Genomic DNA, 22,632 nt, shown 5'->3' with positions numbered 1-22,632 from the left:
CTGTCCGGGCGGTCACGCTTCGGCGATGAGCGGGTCGTAGGGGCTGGTGCGCCGGCGTGCGGACATGAAGGACAGGAAGTCGTTGATGAACGCGCTGCGGCTGTACGTCTCGCCGGTTTTGGTGGTGTCGCGGTGGAACGCGGTCCGGAACAGGGCTCGGTACTCGTCCGCGTCGATGTGCTGGTCGCCATTCTTGTCGGTCACGTCGAAGAGGACTTCGGCGACCCTGATCAGTGCGGGACCGGCCAGCGAAGGAACGGCGGCGGCGTACTCGCGGGCGCTGATGCGGCCGTCGCCGTCGGCGTCGAGGGCCGTCTGGAGTTCGCGCCACCAGTCGGCGTAGGCGTTGTAGAGCCTGGTTTCCTCGGGTTCGTCCAGGTCGAGGCGGCTGGAGAGTTCGCGGGCCATGGCGGCGAGGTCGGGCCAGTCCAGGTATCCGTCCCCGGTCTGGTCCAGGACGTCCGTGAAGAACTCCTCCGCGCTGCGTTGTGCCGTGGTGGCCGTTGCGGGTTCCGGTTCCGCGGGTAACGGGGTGATGAGACGCATGAGGGCGCCGGCCCGCTTCATCTGATCGCGCAGGGCGGCGATCGTCCGCGCGCGGGGATCGTCGCTGTCGGGGGAGAGCGTCACCAACTCGGCGATGCTCTCGGCCTTGATCCATCCTTCGGGCAGGAACCGGGCCAGTCCGGCCGCCAGGTAGGCACCTTGCATCAGGGTCTGGACTCCCGCGATCTCGGGCAGACCGGCTCGTCGCCGGAACGGTTCCGGCAGGGACGCCACGGTGATCGCTCCGACGACCGGGCCGGCGAGGGCTCGGCCGGTCGCCCATAGTGCGGGAAAGCCGTTCAGCACGGGTGGTGCGGGGAGGTGGTCGAAGAGCTTGTAGAGGATGATCCGCATCGCCTCGGTGTTCTCCAGTTCCTCGGCGATCACCCGGTCGTAGTAGGGCCAGAACTCGTCCAGGCCGTGCGGCAGATGGCCGGCGCCGTCGCCCATCGCGGCCAGGAAGGCCTGGAATTCGGCATACAGCTGCTCCATGGTCTTCTGCTCGAGGGGCTGTCCGCTGAGCCGGCACATGGTGACGGCGCTTTCGAACATGGTTGCCACTACCCAGGCACGCACAGCCGGGTCCATCGCGTCATAGGGCCGGTCTCGTGCGTCGGTGCCGTGCAACCGTGCGTGCATGCGGTTGAGCCGGGTCGCCTCCCTCTGCCGTACGTGGTCGTCGGCACCGAACATCCGCCGCAGGCTCATGAAGGTGTTGCCCAGTCGCCGCCAGGGATGGACGACGAAGGTGGAGTTCTCGATCAGGGCGGCGCCGATCTGCGGGTGCGCGGCCTCGAGCACGGTCGCCCGAATCATGGCCAACGCCCAGCGCGGATCGTTGAAGAGCGTGTGGAACTGTGAGCCAGGACCGAACAGGGGTTCCCCTCCGAAGTCGCGACCCCCGGTTCCGTGATCTCCTGTACCGGCGCCGGCGGTGGGGGACTGAGGGCTGTCTGCGGTCGTCACGATCAGGTTTCTCCGTTCTGGTTCGGCAGTACGCCGCCGAATCGGCGCTCGCGCTGCCGGTAGGCATGCAGGCACTCGAGGAAGTCGGGTGCGCGAAAGTCGGGCCACAGCGCCGGCGGAAAGACCCATTCGGCGTAGGCGACCTGCCAGAGCATGAAGTTGGAGATGCGCTGTTCGCCGGAGGTGCGGATGACCAGGTCGACATCGGGGGTGTCGGGAAAGGGCAGGTGCGCGGCGAAGCTCTCCTCGGTTACGGCCTCGGGCGACACGCCGCTGCGGATCAGCGACCGTGCGGCCTCCACGATGTCCCTGCGGCCGCCGTGATCGAAGGCGACGGTCAGTGTCATCTGCCGGTTCCGGCCGGTCAGCGTCATCAGGTCGGCGATGTCTCGGGCCAGCCCAGGGGGGATGCGGGGGTCGGACACGCCGAGGAAGCGGCAGCGGATGCCCCGCGCGTGCAACAACGGGGCGTGTTTGCGCACCACTCGGCGCACCAGGTGCATGAGGAATTCGATCTCGGCGTCCGGGCGGCGCCAGTTCTCGGTGGAGAACGCGAACAGACTCAGCCAGCCCACCCCGGCCGCCCGTGCTGCTTCGATGACGTCGATCACCGTGGTCTCCGCGGCACGGTGACCGGACGTGCGTGGGAGCGATCGCCGCGCTGCCCACCGGCCGTTTCCGTCCATCACACACGCGACGTGACGCGGCACTTCACGCGGCCCTGACCGCGCCGTGCTCTTGGCGGCGGCAGGACGGGAAGCGGGCCATCTGGTCGTGGACTGCTCTGCTGTCACGCCCGCCCCTCTCCGTGACCGAGGGACGCCGTCCCGCAGTGAAGGAGACATCGTCCAGCGGCGCCGCCGCCGCCGTCTTACGGCCATCAACGGCAGACTGACAGGGTTCAGCGCCGCACAGTCCGCACATCCCGTGGATTCACCCTTGGTGCGTATGTACGAGCCGGAACGGGGCGGGGCGCGAGTTCGGGTCGGGCGGTCCGTGCTCCTCGGAGGGCATGACCTCACGTCGGGGCGCGCCGTAGGAGTGAGGGATCGCGCGATCGCCGACGCGCCCGAATCGGCCCGATGTTCGAAGGCGCTGTCAGTGGTCGAGGGCGTCCTGCAGGGTGGGGTGGCAGTCGATGATCTGGTCGATGCCGACGATCTGCAGGGTGCGCAGTACGGCAGGGGTGGGCGCGGCCAGCCGGAGCCGGCCTCCCGCCTCGGTGGCGGCGTGGTGGGCGGTGAGGAGGATGTTGATGCCGCTGGAGTCCATGAAGGTGACCTGCCGCAGGTCGGCCACGATGCGGGGCTGGCCGGTGACGGACAGGTCCAGGGCCTGGCGGAGCGTCTCGCCGGTGTCATGGTCGATCTCGCCGGCCAGTGTCAGGACGCATACGCCGTCCGCAGGGGCGGCGATGACCGACAGCCCGCCGCCGGGGTGCGGCGCCTGCTCGATGGGTTGCACGTCTGTTGTCATATGCCTCTCGGTCATGTGGGTGATACTGGCACACCGAGCCCTTGCCTGCGGTGCGGCCCTGCACGGTGCGGGCAGCCGGGGGAGGGGTGTGGGGCGTGTGCTGCGCAAGGGCGGGTATGCGTGCTGGGTGGTGAACGGGGTAGTGAAGGCGGCGGGGATGGAGACAGTGCCCGTGGGCGGGGACGGCGCTACGTCGGGGGAGCGGGTCATACGGACCACGGTCGCGTTGGACGGGGACGGCGCCGGTATCGCCCAGGCCCGTCACCTGGCCGTCGGCTTTCTCGCGCGGGTGCAGGCCGAGTACGGCCTGCCGGTCTCGCAGCGCGCGATGGATGTGACGCAGTTGGTGGTCAGCGAGCTGGTCACCAACGCCCGCAAGTATGCTCCCGGCCCGGCGCTGATGGATCTGCGCATCGCCGGCGACACGGTGGAGGTGTCGGTGTGGGACTCCGATCCGGTGCTGCCGGTCGCCCGGGCTGCGGACGCCGGCCGGGTCGGCCAGCACGGCCTGGAGATCGTCATGGCCGTCGCCCAGGGTTTCGAAGCGCGGCGTGAGCCGGTGGGCAAACGCATCACCGCCCGCCTCGCCCTGGCCGACGACCCCGGCGGCGCCCTCACCGGACACCCTCCCCTGTAGGGAGGGTTCAGCCCTCGGCGTGACGCTCTCGCTGCCCCGGGCGGGAGTGGTGTCTCGACGCTCTGTTCGGTGTCCGTCGGATACACGGGCCCGAGGAGTGCGGACCGAGCCGGGAACTCGTCGTCGCCGTCGACGCCCCGGACGCCGTGGCCGCCCGCGCGCGGTCTGGGACACAAGATGCCGTACGGGCCCGGCCCCACCGGTCCGGACGCGCTGACGTTCCACATCCGGACTGCTACCTCGCGAAGCCGCCGGTGCCTGCGGTGCGGCGCTTTCACACTGACCGGCCGGCGACCTGCACCCGCTGCGCTGCAAGTCCCGCTCCATGACGGTGGATTCCTCGCACTCGGTGTTCACCTCGGTCAGCTGCCGGACCAACTCGGCCCGGCAAACCGGTTCAGCTCGACCCGGCGGGCTGCGATCTTCTCCGGCGACGACACGATTCCCCTGCCGAACGGCGCCACACCCTGCCCGGGGTCGTGGGAACCTCGCCGCTCGCGGCACGGCCGAAGCGGGAAACCTCCCTCCGGATTCCGCTCGTGCCGGCCCGGCGCAGTCACTCGGCGACGTTCCTTGACATCGCCGAGGCCCTGCTCGCGGCACTCGCCCGAGCCGGCCGGCCCGCTGAGCAGCCGTGACGGCGGCTCCGCCGCGACGATCGACCGGTTCCGCTCGCTTCCCACCGAGCGTTGCCCCCGGTTGATCGAGGTCGCCGGTGCTGCCCGGAGCAGCACACCGGAGACCGAGTTCCGTCGTGGGCTCAGCGCCCTGCTCGACGGCCTCCGAGCAGGCTGAGGGGCGGAGCGGGCCACCGCCCTCACCGGCTTGGGGCCGCTGTCACCTCAGCGCCTCACCACCTCGACCAGGCCGTCGGCGAGGTGCAGGCCGTCCATACTGGACCTGGTGCGCACGCGCGGGCGCTGGCGGTCAACTCGCTGATTACCGACTGGGTGACGTCCGACAGCCGACTCTACTTGTCCTTCTCCGTCTCGTCGTCCGTGCGCGAAAAGCCGAAGTCCAAAACCGCGGCGATCTCGCGGTGGGTCTCTTCCGCAGTGAGCGCGGCCACCGCGATGACGTCGCCGCGTTCGGCTATCAAGCGGTCGTAGATCGGCGCGGCAGCTCTTCCAGCGGTATTCACGTCTTCGTCCGTTCTGTTTGGTGCGGAGGCACAGGTGCGATTACGGGTGCGTCCCTTGGGAGGGGTCGGCTGCCGCTCAGGAGGGAGTGGTCCTGGGGCCGGGCACCGGGCGACTGGCGACGGGCCGCGATCAGGGTCGCGTCGATGTCACGGGTGCCGGTGGAGACGCGCAGGGTGCAGATGACGTCCTCCAATCGCTGTCGCACCCGCAGGCCGTCCGCCCGGCTACCCCGTTTCGCGTCCCGCATACCCCACGGCCACCATGGAGCCGGTGATGTCCGGAAGAGCGCTGTACGTCCGGAGACGGGAAGCCTTCCGGCCTCGGATCTCGCTTCCTGGTCCTCCGGGCCGGCGGACCACCTCGGCCGTCCGGAGCAACCCGCCGCGGAGCGGCTCGACCCGCGGCCCCGACCGCACCGGGCCCGCGCCACACGGCGGTGCACGGTTCCTGGTGCGGTGTCCCGCATCTCCGGGGCCCGTGCCGCGGGCGTTCGCTGCTGATTCCCGTCGGGCACACGCGCTTCACCTGTGTGCCGTGGCCTCGGTGCCGGGTCGGGATCGGGCAATGGCCGCGGTATCCCGTCGACCGGGATCCAGGTGCGGAAGCCGGGCCTGGTCCCCTGGCGGAGGGGCGCGATCCTGATCGCATCACGGCAGAGGCGGACATCGAACTCGGTCGGAGTCCTCGACGTTCCACCGCCGGCCGTGCACGAACTCAGCGATGTGTCTTCGTCGCGTGCGACCAGGAGACGAAACCCGGCGCTGTCGTCGAGGGCCTTCGCTGCAGGAGCCGACGGGGCGTGAGGCCCCGCTACTGATGATCGGGCTCGCAGGACGCGGACACGGTCCGGACCTCGTGATCACCGTTCACGACCGGAGACCAGGGGCTGGTCGGCTGGAGCACGGCCTCGGCCAGGGCCCGGGAGCGCAGACCGGTGATCTCCTGGTACTCGGGGTCGGCCACCATGCGGCTGAACGCCGCGCGGTCGGGGTAACGGACGAGCAGCACCGCGTCCCAGGCCTGCCCGTCCTCGGCGACCAGGGGAGTGCCGCCGTCGCCGGCGTAGAGCAGTTCGCCTCCGTACCGCTTCAGGAAGGCTGCCGCCCGTCGCGAGTACTCCTCATAGGAGGAGCGGCCGTCGGGAGCGAAGCGCAGCAGGTTGAGCATGACGACGGGACCGCCGGGATCCTCCTCCGTCAACCGTGCGAGATCGGCCCCCCGGGGGTCGACGGCCATGGGCCCCTCCTTCTCGTCGTGGGCGACGCGCGGGCAGAAGCTTAAGGGCGGCGCATCCCTTTCGCATACCGGCTGGTCGGTCCGCCTTTCGGGGCGTGCCCGGTGCCGGGTGTCCGGTCGTCAGCCCGGTGAGGCGAGCAGGTCGTCGCCCACCTGCTCGCAGCGGCGGCGTGCCTCGGCGCGGACGCGGCAGTGTTCGTGCCGGTCGGTGTGGCTCGCGCACTCGTCGCCGGCACGAGGTGGCCGCGGCCGACGGGCTCCCGTGTCGGCTCGCACCCTCGGCGGCCCGGCGACGACTTCGCCTACGACCGCACCCTCGCCTGCCCTGGCCCGGGCGGTGATCCGTCCGATGAACGCGGCCGGGACGGATCACCCGGACGGGGAGCCTTCGCCTGCCGGACGGAAGCAGGCGGTTCCGTGGGAGGCCGGGGGCCGTGGACGCGGCGAGCCAGGACGGCGCCCGTTCCACCGGTGCGGTCGGCGCGGTCCGTGGCGCCCGTTCGGCCGGCCCTCGTCGGTGCGGCGGCTCCCGGCCGGCCCCGCGCCCCCCAAGGCGGCCCGGCCCAGGGCACTGGCGGCGGCCCCCGCACGGCGGTCGTCGTGGTCAGGGCCGGACCCTCGGGAGCGACGAGCATCGCCGGGCCGGCGGCGGCGTCCCGCCACGCCATGGGGCGTCCCGCCAGGGCGTCGCTCGGATCGACACGTCCGAGGGGATCGGCCGGCCCCGAGGGACGGGCCGGCCGGCCGGGCCGGTACGCGGCGGCGGCCCCGTACCCGCACGTCGCCGCTCCGACCGGAGTCGAATGAAGCGTGGCATGCGGCGAGACCGCCACAGCGGGACGGGCACGGTCGGCAGTGACGCGGCCCGCCTCCGGGAAACCCGGTCGGCTGACGTACCCGCGCACGACCGGACGGGGACTGGAATGCTCGACGAAGAGGACGGTGTCCTTTCCGCGCCTCGGATTGCGGATGCCCCCCACTGGCCCTCCCACCTCACCGTCCTGGAAAGGGGGCAGCGCATGTCCGACGACCTGCAGACGCCGACCGTCGCGGCGCGGGCGGGCCCGGGGCCGCCGCGACGCGAGGACGCGCCGGGTGCTGCACAAAAGGGCCCTGCCGCATGAGCGGCATCACGGCAGCGTTGTTCCTGTCGGGGGTGGCCCTTCTCGCCGTGGCCGGTCTGTACGGTGCGGCACGGGCGGTGCGCGTCGGCTCCGAAGCGCTGAGCGCGGCGCCGTTCGGGTCGGGCCTGGAACCCATGGAACACGCGGTGAGCCGGTTCCATGTGCGCTGGTACACGGTGACGCTGCTGTTCCTCGCCTTCGACATGGAAATGGTGTTCATGTATCCGTGGACGCGGGTGATCTCCGCCATGGGACCGAGCGCGGTGATCGAGATGTTCGTCTTCCTCGCCGTTCTGGTTGTCGGAGTCGTCTACGCCTGGCGGGAGGGGGCCTTGCGATGGACGTGACCGGCCTGGTGCTGCGTGCCATCGCCGGTCGGCCGTGCGTGTTGGTCGCGACGATGCCGGGCGGGGCGGCGGTGAGGCTGGCCGTCGAGCGGTCGCTGAGACTGCGGGACTGGCCTCAGACGTCCACCCCGGCCCAGTCGGATCTCCTGCTCGTCGTCGGCCCCGACTGTCCGAACCTGCACGCGGCGGTGGGCCGGCTCTGGAGGGATCTGCCGGCGCCGCGGGCCCGGGCCGACGTTCGAACCGTCGATGAGGTGGAAGCGGTACTGGACGCGGGCCGGGCTCGGCTCGGCTCGCCGACCGCCCAGCGTGAGCAGGCAGCCATGCCGGTGCGGGCGGGCGGGCAGCGGAGCGGGACACAGGGCGAGCGCGAGCATGACGAGGATGCCGGGGAGGTTTCCGGGCACGCGCGCCATGACCGGCACGGCGGGGGTGAGGCCGGCGGCGGACACCGGGAGGGCGGCCAAGCGGACGACGAGGGCCACGGTGACGCTCCGTCCGACGGCGATCGGCCCACCGAGGCCGATCACGGCGACAGCGGCCACGCCCGCGACGGCGGGGACACCGACGACCACGACGAGCATCACGGTCACGGCGGCCACGGGGGGATGGAGATGCCGGGCGGGTTGCCGATGGCCGAGCAGGGCGAGGACCGGGACGGGCTGACGCTGGACCGGCTCCATGTGCCGCTGGGACCGCTGCTGACCGACTGGCCCGCGGGCCTGACGGTCCGCCTGATGCTGCAGGGCGACGTCGTTCAGCAGGCCGACGTCGACGACCCGGCGCCGAGGACCTCCGGCGAGGTGATGGAGGCGTTCTGGGTGCAGCCGTGGGTCCGGGCGTCCGCCGGTGAGCCGGTTCCTGTGGGCGAGGCGGTGCGCCGGAGGGCGGCGGCCCGTCTGGACAGCCTGGGCAGGCTGCTGGCGGTGGCGGGCTGGCCGGCCGAGGCGGTGTCGGCCCGGCGGCTGCGGGACGACCTGCTCACCGGCGCGCCCCGCAGCGCGCTCGCGCCCCGGTTCGAACGCTTCGACCGCAGGGTCGGCCGGTCGCGGACGCTGGCCTGGCTGACCCGGGGCATCGGAGTGGTGACGGCCCGGGACGCGCACGAGGCCGGGGTGAGCGGTCCGACGGCACGGGCCGACGGGGACGTGACCGATCGATACCGGCAGTGGCTCACCGAGATCCGAGGCGACCTGCCGAGACTGGACGAGCCCTCCCTCCTTCGGGTCGCGGACGAGGAGAGCCCGCGCGGTCCGTGGAACGCCGCGCGTCCGCCGTCCGCCGGCCTGATCACGCTGCTGCCCCGGCTGCTGGTGGGCGCCGAGTTCGCCTCGGCACGCCTCATCGTGGCCGGCCTCGACCCGGACCCGGACGAACTGGCCGTTCGTGCGCCGGAGGTGGCGCGTGAGTGAGGCGGGGGAGTGGTGGACGCCGCTGGCCGCGCCCGGACTGCTGCTCGTCCTGGCCGTACTGGCGACGACCGGCAACGCGGTGCTGGACGCCCGGAGCGCGGGACGGCCCGTCACCCTCGCCACAGCGGTGCGGCCGCTTCTCGGTGTGCCGAGGGTCCTGGCGGCGCAGCCGCGCCGGCTGCCCACGCCGGACGTACTGCTGTGGCGGGCGGGTGCGGTCACCGTGCCGGTGGCGGCGGTCCTGTCCACGCTGGTCATCCCCGTCGGGAGCCACGCCGCCGCCGATCTGTCGGTCGGGGTGGTGTGGTTCAACGCCATGGAAGTCCTGACCTGGGCAGGGCTGTGGCTGGCCGGCTGGGGGCCCGACTCCGTCTTCTCCCTGATCGGCGGATACCGGTTCCTGGCACTGGGCCTGGCCTATGAACTGCCTCTGATGTTCGCCCTGATCTCCACGGCCACCGGCGCGCAGTCCCTGCGGGTGAACGACATCGCCGACGCTCAGCACGGCCTGTGGTACGCGGTGTGGATGCCGGTCGCCTTCGTCGTCTACCTGGCCGGCGTGCTCGCCTTCAGCTTCCTGGGGCCCTTCGCCTACCCGGCCGGCCGTGACCTCGCCGGCGGTGTCCTGGCCGAGGCGTCCGGAGTGGACCGGCTGCTGCTTCAGGCCGGGCGGTGGCTGTGGCTGGCCTCCGGGGCCGCCATGGCGGTGCCGCTGTTCCTGGGGGGCGGTGCCGGGCCGGGGCTGCCGGGCTGGGTGTGGTCGCTGGTCAAGACGTTGCTGGTGCTGGGTCTGCTGGTGTGGGTGATGCGGCGGGTACCGGTGGCCCGGGCCGACCGGTACGTGGAGTTCGCCTGGGTGGTGCTCATCCCCCTGACGATCGCCCAGACCCTGGTTCCGGCACTGGTCGTCCTCGCTCGGTAGGAGAGGAAGGAGGAGTCCCATGGGTACGACGGCCATGACGCTGCTGGCGGGTCTGGGCGTGCTCGCCCTGGTCTCCGGCGTGCTGGTGTTCACGCTGAACTCGATGGCGCGGGTCACCTTCTCGCTGCTGGCGGCCCTGGTGTGCGTCGGCGGGGTGACGGCCGTACTCGGCCTTCCGTACCTGGGCGTGGTGATCGTGCTGATGATGGTCATGGAGATGGTGATCATGGCCGTGTTCATGATCGCCTACATGATGAACCCGGCGGGTCTGATGCCCATGTCGATGCTGCACAACAAGCGCGGCGCGCTGGCCGTCAGCGGGGTCGTCTTCGCCGCCCTGGTCGCCGGGATCCTCCTGGCGCCCTGGCCCGACCGCACGGGCGCCCGCCCGAAGGACACGACCTTCCAGGTCGGCATGGCGCTGATGGGGGAGCAGATGCTGACCATGGTCACTCTGGGTTTCGTGCTGCTGGCCACGATGGTCGGCGCCACCGTGCTGGCCACGCGCCGGGGCCGCTACGACCGCCTCGGAGACGATCTCGACCGGCGGCCGGCCGACGATCCGGTGCGCGGAGGGGTCGGCCGATGACCTTCGAGCTCCTGCTGGTCCTCGCCGCGGGCCTGTTCTGCACCGGCCTGTTCGGCGCGCTGTCCCAGCAGTCCATCGTCATGATCATGATGGGGATCGAGCTGATGATCGGCGGGATCATCGCCGCGGCGGCCGTCTTCTGGCACTTCCTCGCCCCCGCCCGGGGCAGCGGCCAGGTGGTGATCGTGGCGGCGGTGGTGGCGATGGCGGTCGAGATGGCCATGGGCTTCGCGGTCACCACCGCCCTCTACCGCGCCCGGCAGGTCGACATGACCGACATGGCCGAGGACCTCAAAGGGTGAGTGCGTTGCTGTGGCTGCTCGTCGGCCTGCCCCTCGGCGCGGGCGCGCTGCTCGCCCTGGCGGGGTCCCGCGGCAACCGGTCCGCCCCGGCCGCAGGCGTGGCGGTGGCCGTCGCCACGCTCGGCGCGGCCGTCGCCGCCGCGGTGGCCCGGCCGTCGGCGAGCGCCCCGCTGTTCGCCGGGGTGCGGGCGGGGCTGGCGGTGGACGGGCTGTCCGCGGTCATGGTGCTCGTCGTGGCCGCCGTCACCGCCGCCGTCCTCACCTTCGCGGTCGGCGAGTTGGGCCGGGACGAGAACCGCAGCCGGTTCTTCGGACTGATGCTGGTCTTCGCCGGGGCCATGCTCGTCACCGTCACGGCGACGACACTGCCCCTGCTGCTGATGGCCTGGGAGATCATGGGCGCCACCAGCTGGGCGCTGATCGGCTACCGGTGGCGGCAGCCGCGACGGGCCCGCGCGGCCGACGTCGCGTTCCTCACCACCCGCACCGCAGACCTCGGACTGTACCTGGCCGCCGGGGCGGCGCTGGCCGGCGGCATCGGCACCCTCGACCTGGGCGCCCTGCCGGACGCGGCCTCGCCGTGGCTGCACCTGGTCACCGCCGGGATCGTGACCGCGGCTCTGGGCAAGTCGGCGCAACTGCCTTTCTCCTTCTGGCTGTCGCGGGCCATGGAGGGCCCCAGTCCGGTGTCGGCACTGCTGCACTCGGCGACCATGGTCGCCGCCGGCGCCTACCTGGTGCTGCGCCTGCACCCCCTGCTGGCCGCCACCGGCTGGGCCGGCCCGCTGGTCGCCTGGACCGGCGCCCTCACCGCACTCGCCCTCGGTGTGGTCGCCGTCGCCCAGCAGGACCTCAAGCAACTGCTCGCGGCTTCCACCTCCTCCCAGATCGGTTTCATGGTGCTGGCCGCCGGCAGCGGCGGGGTCGCCGCCGGCACGACCCAGCTCGTCGCCCACGCCGCCACCAAGTCCGGGCTGTTCCTCGCCGCCGGCGCCTGGCTGGCCGCGCTCGGCACGAAAAGTCTGCCCGCCCTGCGCGGAGCCGCCCGGCGCCACCGGCTCGTCGGCATCGCCTTCACTGCCGGCGCACTGACTCTGGCGGGGCTGCCACCGCTGTCGCTGTGGGCGGCCAAGGACGAGGTCCTCGCCGTCGCCCGCGCCGAAAGCGCCGCCTGGTACGCCGTGGGGCTCGCGGCCGCGGCGGTCGCCGCCGTCTACAGCGCCAAGGCCCTCTGGTTCGTCACCCGGCCCCTGCCCGAGGACCCGGAAGCCGGATACGACACCGAGCGGCGCGGCACCCGGCGCGTCGCCCGCACCGCCCCCGCCCCCCTACTCGCCCTCACTGGCGCCGCGGCCGTGCTGGGCGTACTGGCCCTGCCCGGGCCGGCGTCCTGGCTGAAGCACCTGGCCGGCGCCCCCGGAGAGCCGTCCCCGAAGCCGTGGGAACTCGGCCTGTCCACCGGCGTCGTACTCGCCGCCGCCGCACTGGCCTGGTGGGGGGCGCCCCACTCGGTGCCCGCACCACGCGCCGCCGTGCGGTGGGCGCAGGACTGGCTCCACCTGGAGCGGGTCGCGGACGCCGTACTGGTGCGCCCCGTCCTGCGGCTGGCACGAGCGCTGGCGGCCTTCGACGACCGGGTGGTCGACGGTGCCGTACGGCAGACGGCCCGAGGCGGTCTGGCGCTCGCCCGGCTGGCCGGCCGGGCGGACGACCGCGTGGTCGACGGCGCCGTACGCCGGACGGCCCGGGGCGGTCTGGTGCTCGCCCGGCTGGCCGGCCGGGTGGACGACGGCGCTGTCGACGGCGCCGTCCGCGCCCTCGTCTCGGGCGCGCGGGCCCTGGGCCGGCTGGCGCGCCGGCCGCAGACCGGACTGCTGCACCAGTACTACGCACAAGCCGCCGTCGGCTTCGCGGTGCTGGTCCTGATCCTCCTCCTGGTGAGGTGACCCCGTGCTGACTGCCGTCACGTTCCTGCCGCTGCTGGCCTGCGCCGTCCTGTCGCTCTGGCCGCGCACCCTGTCCGACCGGACGTGCCTCCGGGTCTGGATCGCCACCGCCGCCACGGACCTCGCCCTGGTCTGCGTCCTGTGGGCGGGCTTCGACACCGGCGCCGGCATGCAGTACGAGCAGCGGACGCGCTGGATCCCCAGCGCCGGGGTCGGCTACCACGTGGGCGTCGACGGCCTCTCCCTGCCCCTGGTCGCGCTGACCTGCCTGCTGTTCCTCGCCGTCGCCGTCTACTCCTTCCGCGAGTCGAGGAGGGTGCGCTCCTACGTCTGCCTCTTCCTGTTCCTGCAGACGGTCTGCCTGGGCCTGTTCGTCGCGCTCGACCTCATCCTGTTCTTCGTCTTCTTCGACCTGTCGATCGTCGGCATGTTCTTCGTCATCGCCGGCTGGGGCCACGGCGAACGCGCCCGGGCGGCGGCACTGAAGTTCTTCCTCTACACCTTCGTCGGCTCCCTGTCCCTGCTGCTCGGCTTCATCGGCCTCTACCTCGCCGCCGATCCGCACACCTTCGACATCACCGACCTCACCCGTGCCGACCCACTGGCCGGGCGCGGCGCGTACGCCGGACTGGTCCTCCTCGCCATCGGCGTCGGACTGGCGGTCAAGACCCCCACGGTGCCCTTCCACACCTGGCTGCCGCCCGCCCACACGGAAGCACCCGCCACCGGATCGGCGATCCTCGCCGCGATCCTGCTGAAGATGGGCACCTACGGGTTCGTCCGCATCGCCATGCCGCTGCTGCCCGGCAGCTGGCGCGCATACGCCCTGGTCGTCGTCATCGTCGGCACGGTGTCCGTGGTCTACGGCGCTCTCGTCGCCCTGGCCCAGACCGATTTCAAACGCATGATCGCCTACACCTCGGTCAACCACATGGGGTACGTCGTCCTCGCCGTCGGCGCCGCAGGGACCCTGGCCGGAACCGACGCGCAGGCCCGCTCCCTGGCGGTGACCGGAGCGGTCACCCAGATGGTCAGTCACGGCCTGATCACCGGCGCCCTGTTCCTGCTCAGCGGTGTGCTGTACGACCGCGGCCGGACGTACGCGATGGACGCATACTCCGGCCTGGCCGCCCACACCCCGCGCTTCGCCGGCGTCACCGCCGTCGCCGCGTTCGCCGGCCTCGGCATCCCCGGCTTCTCCGGCTTCATCGCCGAGTTCCAGATCTTCACCGGCTCCCTGGCCTCCCGGACGATCGCCACCGCCATCGCCGTGACCGGCATCCTGCTGACCGCCGCCCTGTTCCTGCGCGCGCTGCGTTCGATGTTCCTGGGCGTTCCGCGCCTCCCGCAGACCATTTCCGTGCACGGGGTCGGTGACCTGCGCGGTAACGAGGGGCTGTCCGTCGTGCCCCTGCTCGTGGTCGCACTGGTGATCGGCGTCGTCCCCCGCTGGCTCCTGGACGTCATCGAACCGGCCGGCCGCACGCTGACCGATCTGGTGGCGCGGTGAACGAGAACCTCGCCGCGCTCGTTCCCGAACTCGCTCTGCTCGGCGCCGCTGTGACCGGCCTCCTGGCCGGTTCCTGGCTGCCCCGCCGCCGTCAGTGGATCGTCGCGGTCCTGGCGGCCGCCGCGTGTGCGACGGGCCTGGCGGCCACCGCCGTCACCATGGCCACCGGCCGCGAACAGACGGTCTTCTCGGACGCCTTCGCCGTCGACAGGGCCACCGACATCGGCCGCCTCGTCGTCCTCACCGCCCTGCTGCTGATCATCGGTATGTCCGTGGAGACCGTTCGCGGCCATCGACGCGAGACCGAGTACTGGGTGTTGCTGCTGATGACCGGTGCCGGCACCCTCGCCCTGCTCGGCGCGAACGACCTGCTGATGCTGTTCGCCGCCTACCTGCTCGCCGGCATTCCCGCCTATGCGCTCGCCGGCTTCGCCAAGGACCCATCCGGTACCGAAGCAGCCCTGAAGTACTACCTGATGGGCGCCCTGCTCGGTACCACGATGCTGGCCGGCACCGCACTCCTCTACGGTGCCGGCCACGCCACCCACTACCGTGAACTCGACACCGGTCTGTCCGGGGCCCCCTACGGGCTCGTCGCCGTCGGACTCGTCGGCGTCCTGGCGGGACTGCTGTTCAAGGCCGGAGCCGTTCCGGCCCACTACTGGGTGCCCGACGTCACCGACGGATCCCTCACCCCGGTCGCCGCCTACGTCACCACCCTGCCCAAGATCGGCGGTCTGATCGCCGGCTACCGCCTCCTCCATCAGGCCCTCCCGGGCACAGAGGTCAACTGGCCCCTGCTGCTGGCGGTCCTCGCCGCGGTCACCATGACCCTGGGCAACCTGGCGGCGTTCTTCCAGACGTCCGTCAAGCGTCTGCTCGCCTACTCCACCATCAGTCAGGTCGGCTACCTCCTGATGGCCCTGGCCGTCGCCACCCGCAGCGACCTGGCACAGCGGAGCCTGCTGTTCTACCTGGCCGCCTACGCCGTGACCAACCTCGGCGCCTTCGCCGTCGTCACCGAACTCCCGCACACCCGCACCCTCGACGACTACCGTGGTCTCGCACGCCGCCACGCCGGCCTCGCCGCCGTCCTCGTCGTGTGCCTGCTCGGGCTGGTGGGAACTCCGCCCACCGGTGTCTTCCTGGGCAAACTGGAAATCTTCAGTGCGGCCGTCGACGGCGGCTACGCCTGGCTCGCCGCCCTCGCCGTCGCCAACACCGTCGCCTCCCTCTTCTACTACCTGCGCTGGCTGGCCCCCCTCTTCGCCACCACCGCCCCCGCGCCCGCCGACACCCAGGCCGTACAGGGCCGCTGGTCCGCCGCCATCGCCTACACCGCCGGCGCGCTCTCTCTGCTTCTCGGCCTGGCCGGTGGCGCCCTCCTCCCTCTCACCACCGGATCCCTCCTCCGCTGAGACGCGTGCCGCGCCTCTCGGTCCGTTGCCCTCGACCCGCACCGATACCGGTCGGACCGCCCGTCGGGCGAAGGGAGCCGAGACGCAGGAGGGGTGTCTAGCCCTGGACGCGTCCGGGCCATCCGTCCGTCCTTCCGCCGGAACGGACCACTGTGCCGACGGGACACCCGTGCATCCCGCCTCCTGCCGTCCTGTTCCCCGAGCGGATCGTCCTGCCCGCCACATCAAACGACTGATCGCCTCCACCACGACGAGGGACATGCTTCCTCCGGCCCTCCAGAACACGACGATTCCGTTCACCCAGGGCCCATGAGCGAGCGCACGATCACCCTCCGGCCAGGAGAGGGCCGTCCCGCCAGTCCCGCCCCACCGCTCTGCGGGCTGCGAACCCGCGGCCTCGAGAGCCTGAGCCGAGGCCGCGCGGGACTGCCGAATTCCGGCACAGCCGGCGACAGCCGAAGCGCCGTCCCCAGCAGTCACGGCCCCCTGCACCGCGAACCGCTCAACCACGGCAGCCGCTACCAGCACATTCACCACAGGCCCCGCCGGCCACGGACGAACGGCGAAGTCGAACGCTTCCCCCGCCCGCCCGCCCGTGACCATCTGATCCCCTCAGGGCGAAACGGGCAGCGCCGCGCTCCGCAGCCGGCCGATGCGCTCTCGTACCCTCTCGCCTCCGCCCGGCGTGTCCCGGAACCCGCAGGGAGCACTGGAGGAACGATGCATGTTCCCGGACAGTGAGGACCCGGGCCGGAACGGAGGGAACGCGTGGGACAGCGGGGTACGGCCGAGCGGAGCGGCGGGAGCGTCGAAGGGGGCGTCGGCGGTGCTGCCGGGGCAGGTGAAGAAGTGAGCGCCGTGCCGGATGCGCGGCGACGGATTCCCCGTACCGACGTGCTGTTGCGTGACCTCCGTCTGCTGGACGCGGCGGACCGGATCGGGCCGGAGCGGGTCAAGTCGGCGGTTCGTCAGGCGCAACAACAGGCGAGAGAGGGGATCGTGAAGCCGGAAGGGGTGGTGGACGCGGCGATCGCCCTCCTGCCGCGGACGGTGAGCGGCCTGCAGCCGGTGATCAACGCGACCGGGGTGCTGCTCCACACCAATCTCGGCCGGGCGCCACTGTCCGCCGCCGCCCGGCGGGCGGTGCAGGAGGCCGCCGGTCCCACCGACGTCGAGCTCGATCTGGAGACCGGGACACGGGCCCGCCGTGGCCGTACCGCGCTGGCCGCGCTTTGCGCCCGGGTGCAGGCCGCCGCCGCGGTGCACGTCGTCAACAACGGGGCAGCCGCGCTGGTCCTCGCCGCGACCGCGCTGGCGGTCGGCAAGGAGATCGTGGTCAGCCGTGGAGAGATGGTGGAGATCGGGGACGGCTTCCGGCTTCCGGACCTCCTGGTCTCCACCGGGGCCCGGCTGCGCGAGGTGGGTACGACCAACCGCACGACCGCGGAGGACTACGCCAGGGCCATCGGACCGGAGACGGCCTTCATCCTCAAGGTGCATCCCTCCAACTTCCGCATCACGGGATTCACCCGCGCCGCCGCTGTCGCCGAACTGGCGCCGCTCGGTGTCCCGGTGGTCGCCGACATCGGATCGGGTCTGCCGGCCCCGCATCCCCTGCTGCCCGAGGAGCCGGACGCGCGGACCCAGCTGGAAGCCGGGGCCGCGCTCGTCACCGCCAGCGGGGACAAACTGCTGGGCGGACCCCAGTGCGGACTCGTCCTCGGACGGGAGGACCTGGTCCGCACCATGGCCCGGCATCCACTCGCCCGTGCCCTCCGGGTCGACAAAATGACCCTGGCCGCGCTGGAGGCCACGCTGACGGGTCCGCCGACGCCGACCGAACAGGCGCGCCGCCGACACCCTGAACGACGGCCGCAGAGCCGCCGTGATCGTCGGGCCGGACGCGGCCGGAGCGGCCGATCGGATCACGCAGCTGGCCGAACGGATCGGCGCGGGTGTCGCCAAGACGCCTTCGGGCCGCGACGTCCTTCCGGACGACCTGCCGTTCGCGGCGGGCGTGGCCGCCGCGTTCGGCAGCGCGCCCGCGGCCTCGCTGGTCCGCGACTGCGACACGCTGCTCCTCCTCGGGGCGCACGACTTCGACACCTGCCTGCTGCCCGGCTCCGGACCGCGCTGCCGCGTCGTCACCGTCGACGCGGCCTCCGGCGCGTGTCCCGTCGACGAGGACGTCTTCTCCGCCGTGCGGGTGACGGGCGATGTCGCCCTGACGCTGGAGACGCTTCTGCCCCTGCTCCACCGTCGGACCGACCGCCGGTGGCGGGACGCGGTCGAGGACGCGGTGGAGGAATGGCACGCCGAGGGACAGGAGAAAGCGCGCCGGTTCTTCGGTATGGCCGTCAGCCCTCGATCCGTGGTCGCCGAACTGTCCGCCCGGCTGCCGGACCACGCGATCGTCGTCACCGATACGGGGTCGGCCCTGGACTGGTGGACCCGGCACCTGCGACTCCGCGACGGCATGCGCGCCGTTCTCTCGAGACGTCTCGCAACGCCCGGAGCTGCCGTCCCTTACGCGCTCGCCGCCCGTCTGGCCTTCCCCGAACGCCCGGTGATCGCCCTGGTCGGTGACGGGGCCCTGCAAGCGGGCGGCATGAACGAGCTGCTCACCGTACGACGACACCTGGAACGCCTCGCCGACCTACCTCCGGTGATCTTCTGCGTCCTCAACAACGAGGACCTCAGCCGACTCACGTGGCGGCGTCGGCAAGGCGCCGGAGACCCCCGCATCCCGACCACCGGTGAGGTGGCCGCGGTGTCCTACGCGCGCTACACCGAACTGCTCGGCCTGCCCGCCGTTCGCTGCGTCCGCCCGGGCGATGTGGCGCTCGCCTGGGAGGAGGCGCTGGAGGCCAAGGGTCCTCAGGTGCTGGAGTTCATGGTGGACGGGGACACACCGCCGGACTGGGCCGATCCGGGCGGCAGGGCACACGGTGGCCAAGGGCCCCCGCTCCGGCACGCCGCCGGCACCCCGTCGTGGCGTCTGCGCATCACCGCCTCGGCGAGCCGCCGCCTCGGATCCGCCTGACACCGGACCGGACTTCATCGCGTCGAGCGTGACGAGAGCCGCCGTGTTCGACTGCCCCGCGGAAGGAGGACCCGGATGCCCGCCACCGCCGCCGCTCACGGACCGCGCGAGGGTCCTGGCCGGCGCGTGGGGGCGGAATCGGGCCTATGCCCGGAAGATCCCCGAACAGCCGGGAGGGAGCGGTTCGGCCGGATGCCGGAGGAGGCGCCCAAGGGCGCACTGTCCACATGACTCGCTCTGGAGACGTCCATGGCCCAGGTCGCCGACTACGTACTGCAACGCCTGACCGAATGGGGTGTCGAGTCCGTATACGGGTATCCGGGCGACGGCATCGACGGACTGCTGGGTGCCTTCGACCGGGCGAAGGGAGAGCTGGAGTTCATCCAGGCCAGGCACGAGGAGATGGCCGCGTTCATGGCGTGCGCGCACGCCGAGTTCACCGGTGAAGTGGGCTGCTGCACGGCGACGTCCGGTCCGGGCGCCGTGCACCTCCTCGACGGGCTCTGTGACGCGAAGCTGGACCACCAGCCCGCCGTCGCCGTGGTGGGCCGGCAGGAGCGCCTCGGTCTCGGTGCCCACTACCGGCAGGAGGTGGACCTGGAGCGGCTGTTCGCGGATGTGTCGGAGTTCTGCCAGATGGTCGTGCACCCGGGGCGGGCCCGGCACGTCATCGACCGGGCCTTCAAGACCGCGCTCACCACACGGGGGGGGTCGCCACCGTCATCATCCCCGACGACATTCAGGAGGAGGACGCCCAACCCTCGCCGCCGAAGAAGCACGGTTCGGTGTTCTCCAGCGTCGGCTGGAGCCGCCCGCGCCTCCTGCCCGACGAGGGAGAACTGCGCAGGGCCGCCGGCATCCTGAACGCGGGCAGCAAAGTCGCCATGCTCATCGGCCAGGGAGCCGCGCATGCGGAGGGCGAGGTCGTCGAGGCCGCCGAGCTGCTGGGCGCCGGGGTGGCCAAGGCACTGCTGGGCCGGGAAGTGCTGCCCGACGACCTGCCGTTCGTCACCGGCCCCATCGGCCTGCTGGGCAGCAAGGCCGGCGACAACATGATCCGCGGCTGCGACACCCTGTTCGTGACCGGCACCAGTTTCCCGTACTCCGAATGGCTGCCCGACGAGGGGCAGGCGCGCGGCGTGGAGATCGACATCGACGGGCGTATGACCGGTATCCGCTATCCGATGGACGCCCACCTCGTCGGGGACTCCAAGGAGACGCTCAAAGCCCTGCTGCCGCTGCTGCGCCGCAAGGAGGACCGCGGCTGGCGGGAGAAGACCGGGAAGGACGTAGAGGAGTGGAACGCGATGTGCCGGAAGCGGGCCGGGCAGAACTTCGGAGGGACGATCAACCCGGAGGCCGTGGCCGCCGAGCTCTCGCCCCGGTTGCCGGACGACGCCGTCCTGACCGCGGACTCGGGGTCCGGCACGAACTGGTGGGCGCGGCACCTGAAACTCCGCAAGGGGATGCAGACGTCGCTCTCGGGGACGCCGGCCACGATGGGACCGGGCACGCCGTACGCGATCACCGCCCGGTTCGCCCACCCGGACCGGCCGGTCATCGCCTTCGTCGGGGACGGCGCGTTCCAGATGAACGGCATGGCCGAGATGATCACCGTCAAGCGGTATCCGGACCGGCTGTCCGGCCCGGCGCCGTTCGTTTTCTGCGTCTTCAACAACCAGGATCTCCATCAGGTCACCTGGGAACAGCGCGCCATGTCCGGTGATCCGAAGTTCCCGGGCTCGCAGGACGTCCCGGACATCCCGTACGCCAAGTACGCCGAGCTCATCGGCCTGAAAGGTGTGTACTGCGACAAACCGAAGAAGATCGGCAAGGCGTGGGAGGAAGCGCTGGCCGCCGACCGGCCTGTGGTGCTGGAGTTCAAGGCAGACCCCGAGATCGCACCCATCCCGCCCCACACCATGGCCGAGCAGGGCAAGAAGGCCGCCAAGGCGGCCGTGCGGGACCCGGAGGGCGCGGGGATCGCCGTCAAGGGAGCCCGCCAGAAGACCACCGAGCTGGCCGAGCACCTGCCCGGGCGGCATCCATGACCGATCCTGCGACTGCCGTGGGAGCCGGATTGGAGGAGTGCGGGATCGACGCGGTCGACGTCCACGCCTTCACGGTCCCGACCGACGGTCCGGACGGCAGGGAAGAGGACGGGACGCTCGAGTGGGACTCCACGACCCTGGTCCTGGTGCGGGTGCACGCCGGGGGCAGGAGCGGCCTCGGCTACACCTACGGAGACGTGTCGGTCGCCTCCTTCGTGGCGTCCGCGCTGGCGCCGCTGCTGCGAGGGCAGAAGGTCACCGCGCCGCCGGTGCTGTGGCACCGCATGGGCGCGCAGATCCGCAACGCCGGCCGCCCGGGTGTCGGAGCCATGGCCGTGTCCGCTGTCGACGTCGCGCTGTGGGATCTCAAGGCGAGGCTGCTGGACCTGCCGCTGATCCGCCTGTTGCCTGCCCACCACGACCGGGTGCCGGTCTACGGCAGCGGGGGCTTCACGAACTACCCGCTCCACCGGCTCGCCGAGCAGCTCGCCGGATGGGTCGGCGAGGGCATCCCCCGGGTGAAACTCAAGACCTCGCGCGAGTCCGAGAGGGACCCGGAGCGGCTGACCGCCGTACGGAAGGCGATCGGCGACCGGCCGGAGATCTTCGCGGACGCCAACGGAGCGCTTTCCCGCAAGGAGGCGCTGTACTGGGCTCGCAGGTTCCACGACGAGTGGGACGTACGGTGGCTGGAGGAGCCCGTGAGCTCGGCCGACCTCGAAGGGCTGCGTATGCTGCGCGACCGGGGGCCGGGACGCCTGGAGATCGCTGCGGGAGAGTACGCCTTCACGCTGCGGGACTTCGTCAACCTCGTGGAGCCCCCCGCCGTGGACTGCCTTCAGGCCGACATCACCCGATGCGGGGGCATCACCGCGCTCCTGGAGGTGGCGGGCCTGTCGGCGACCCGCCACCTCGATCTGTCCGCCCACTGCGCCCCGGCGCTCTCGGCCCACGCGTTCTGCGCCGTACGGCGGCTGCGGCACCTGGAGTATTTCCATGACCATGTGCGCGTGGAGCGGTTGCTGTTCGACGGCATCCTGTCCCCCGAAGGCGGAGCCCTGCGGCCCGACCTCACACGACCCGGGCTCGGGCTGGAGATCAAGTGGGCCGACGCCGAGCCCTATCGCGTCTACGCGGCACAACCGCTCTGAGTAGGCGCACCCAGGCGCACCAAGGAGAGAGCTGAATCCGACGGCGGAGGCAAGGCGCCGGGCGACGCGCGACATCCCGGCGAAGACGCATTCGATGATCGCGGGCCCACCCCCGGGCCCGCCAGACCCTGGACGTCGGAAAACTCGAGCGGGCACTGCGCAAGGCGGTCGAGGGAGAGATCCGCTTCGTCCCCGGCTCGCTGGGACTGTACGCCCAGGACGCGTCCCACTTCCGTCAGGCGTCCATCGGGGTCGTCGTCCCGCGCACCGTTGACGACGTGGTGACGGTGCACAGGATCTGCCATCACTTCGGTGCGCCCGTCCTCAGCCGCGGGGGCGGCACCAGCCTGTCCGGTGAGACGGTGAACGAGGCCGTCGTGATCGACCACTCGAAGTACCTCACCGGCATCGGCGAGGTGGACATCCGCCGCCGCCTGGTCACCTGTGAGCCGGGCGTCATCAACGAAGACCTCAACCGCCACACCGGCTGCCACAGCCTGATCTTCGGTCCCGACCCCTCCTCCCCTTCCCGCTGTGTGATCGGCGGCAACATCGGCAACAACTCCTGCGGCATCCAATCGGTGCAGTCACAGCTGTACGGACCCGGCCCCCGCACCAGCGACAACGTGCACGCACTGGAGATCGTCACCTACGACGGCGAGCGATTCTGGGTCGGGGTGGACGAAGAGAGGCACCTCGACGAGATCATCGCGGAGGGGGGAGCCACCAGGTTCCGGCCCGACGGGCGATCGAGCGCGACGAGGACGCGGTCGCCGGCTGGGTGAAGGAGACCTGGCCTCGGGTAAAAGGACCG

Annotated in this window: 17 protein-coding genes and 3 pseudogenes; 14 read left to right on the top strand and 6 right to left on the bottom strand. The window is 71.8% G+C overall.

All coding sequences use genetic code 11. The features are described from left to right. Positions 1-12: 12 nt before the first annotated feature. The 3 genes from ADK41_RS30745 to ADK41_RS30735 all read right to left on the bottom strand — a co-directional run bounded on the left by ADK41_RS30745 (position 13) and on the right by ADK41_RS30735 (position 2,976). Positions 13-1,362, bottom strand: a complete 1,350-nt coding sequence (locus ADK41_RS30745; protein ID WP_106979604.1) for an oxygenase MpaB family protein — start codon at positions 1,360-1,362, stop codon at positions 13-15. Positions 1,363-1,514: 152 nt separating this feature from the next. Then, the gene (gene uppS / locus ADK41_RS30740) at positions 1,515-2,198 is read right to left on the bottom strand and encodes a polyprenyl diphosphate synthase (protein WP_030835878.1); all 684 of its coding nucleotides are present in this window, start codon (positions 2,196-2,198) and stop codon (positions 1,515-1,517) included. A 412-nt stretch (positions 2,199-2,610) separates the two neighbouring features. Then, positions 2,611-2,976 (bottom strand): STAS domain-containing protein, encoded by a 366-nt coding sequence (locus ADK41_RS30735; protein ID WP_234319137.1) that lies wholly within the window; start codon positions 2,974-2,976, stop codon positions 2,611-2,613. 169 nt (positions 2,977-3,145) lie between these two features. Here ADK41_RS30735 and ADK41_RS30730 point away from each other — a divergent pair, with 169 nt between their 5' ends. Next, positions 3,146-3,625 carry an ATP-binding protein gene (locus tag ADK41_RS30730; protein WP_030835872.1) on the top strand — a complete coding sequence of 160 codons (480 nt, stop codon included), beginning with the start codon at positions 3,146-3,148 and terminating at the stop codon, positions 3,623-3,625. Between the two features lie 970 nt (positions 3,626-4,595). Here ADK41_RS30730 and ADK41_RS42295 read toward each other — a convergent pair. The 3 genes from ADK41_RS42295 to ADK41_RS30725 form a co-directional block, all read right to left on the bottom strand. Then, positions 4,596-4,766: a hypothetical protein gene (locus ADK41_RS42295; RefSeq protein WP_167353500.1), complete on the bottom strand. Its 171-nt coding sequence runs from the start codon at positions 4,764-4,766 to the stop codon at positions 4,596-4,598. Then, positions 4,763-5,014: a DUF5133 domain-containing protein gene (locus ADK41_RS40070; protein ID WP_078662201.1), complete on the bottom strand. Its 252-nt coding sequence runs from the start codon at positions 5,012-5,014 to the stop codon at positions 4,763-4,765. Before ADK41_RS40070 ends, ADK41_RS42295 begins: the two co-directional genes overlap by 4 nt. Positions 5,015-5,577: 563 nt before the next feature. After that, positions 5,578-6,003, bottom strand: coding sequence for a DUF1330 domain-containing protein (locus ADK41_RS30725; RefSeq protein WP_051843612.1), 426 nt, complete (start codon positions 6,001-6,003; stop codon positions 5,578-5,580). Between the two features lie 1,120 nt (positions 6,004-7,123). Here ADK41_RS30725 and ADK41_RS30715 point away from each other — a divergent pair. From ADK41_RS30715 to ADK41_RS43580, 13 genes and pseudogenes are all read left to right on the top strand, one after another. Next, on the top strand, positions 7,124-7,474 hold the full coding sequence (locus ADK41_RS30715; protein WP_030835864.1) for an NADH-quinone oxidoreductase subunit A: 351 nt from the start codon (positions 7,124-7,126) through the stop codon (positions 7,472-7,474). Continuing rightward, complete coding sequence (locus ADK41_RS30710; RefSeq protein WP_030835862.1) at positions 7,465-8,886, top strand: hypothetical protein; 1,422 nt, start codon at positions 7,465-7,467, stop codon at positions 8,884-8,886. The genes ADK41_RS30715 and ADK41_RS30710 overlap by 10 nt, the downstream gene beginning before the upstream one ends. After that, complete coding sequence (locus tag ADK41_RS30705) at positions 8,879-9,808, top strand: NADH-quinone oxidoreductase subunit H (protein WP_051843616.1); 930 nt, start codon at positions 8,879-8,881, stop codon at positions 9,806-9,808. The genes ADK41_RS30710 and ADK41_RS30705 overlap by 8 nt, the downstream gene beginning before the upstream one ends. 19 nt (positions 9,809-9,827) lie before the next feature. After that, positions 9,828-10,397, top strand: coding sequence for an NADH-quinone oxidoreductase subunit J (locus ADK41_RS30700; protein ID WP_078662200.1), 570 nt, complete (start codon positions 9,828-9,830; stop codon positions 10,395-10,397). Continuing rightward, positions 10,394-10,699, top strand: coding sequence for an NADH-quinone oxidoreductase subunit NuoK (locus ADK41_RS30695; RefSeq protein WP_030835855.1), 306 nt, complete (start codon positions 10,394-10,396; stop codon positions 10,697-10,699). The genes ADK41_RS30700 and ADK41_RS30695 overlap by 4 nt, the downstream gene beginning before the upstream one ends. Next, positions 10,696-12,645, top strand: coding sequence for a proton-conducting transporter membrane subunit (locus ADK41_RS30690; RefSeq protein WP_030835852.1), 1,950 nt, complete (start codon positions 10,696-10,698; stop codon positions 12,643-12,645). Before ADK41_RS30695 ends, ADK41_RS30690 begins: the two co-directional genes overlap by 4 nt. A 4-nt stretch (positions 12,646-12,649) precedes the next feature. After that, positions 12,650-14,155 carry a complex I subunit 4 family protein gene (locus tag ADK41_RS30685; RefSeq protein ID WP_030835849.1) on the top strand — a complete coding sequence of 502 codons (1,506 nt, stop codon included), beginning with the start codon at positions 12,650-12,652 and terminating at the stop codon, positions 14,153-14,155. Next, complete coding sequence (locus ADK41_RS30680; RefSeq protein WP_030835847.1) at positions 14,152-15,573, top strand: NADH-quinone oxidoreductase subunit N; 1,422 nt, start codon at positions 14,152-14,154, stop codon at positions 15,571-15,573. Before ADK41_RS30685 ends, ADK41_RS30680 begins: the two co-directional genes overlap by 4 nt. Before the next feature lie 849 nt (positions 15,574-16,422). Then, positions 16,423-17,490, top strand: a pseudogene (selA, locus tag ADK41_RS40055) (L-seryl-tRNA(Sec) selenium transferase); the annotation flags it as partial. Further along, entirely contained in the window at positions 17,459-18,616 is a 1,158-nt protein-coding gene (locus tag ADK41_RS44355) for a thiamine pyrophosphate-dependent enzyme (protein WP_051843610.1), read from the top strand. The pseudogene selA and the gene ADK41_RS44355, both read left to right, overlap by 32 nt. Before the next feature lie 249 nt (positions 18,617-18,865). Then, positions 18,866-20,667 (top strand): annotated as a pseudogene (locus tag ADK41_RS30665) (thiamine pyrophosphate-requiring protein). Continuing rightward, positions 20,664-21,818: an enolase C-terminal domain-like protein gene (locus ADK41_RS30660; protein WP_030835838.1), complete on the top strand. Its 1,155-nt coding sequence runs from the start codon at positions 20,664-20,666 to the stop codon at positions 21,816-21,818. Before ADK41_RS30665 ends, ADK41_RS30660 begins: the two are co-directional and overlap by 4 nt. A gap of 278 nt (positions 21,819-22,096) precedes the next feature. Then, positions 22,097-22,432: pseudogene (locus ADK41_RS43580) on the top strand (FAD-binding oxidoreductase); the annotation flags it as partial. Positions 22,433-22,632: the final 200 nt, after the last annotated feature.

It is taken from the genome of Streptomyces caelestis, from assembly GCF_001279005.1.
Classification (GTDB): Bacteria; Actinomycetota; Actinomycetes; order Streptomycetales; family Streptomycetaceae; genus Streptomyces; species Streptomyces heliomycini.
Note: the sequence above shows the minus strand (reverse complement) of the source record. Positions and strands in the feature narration are given on the sequence as shown.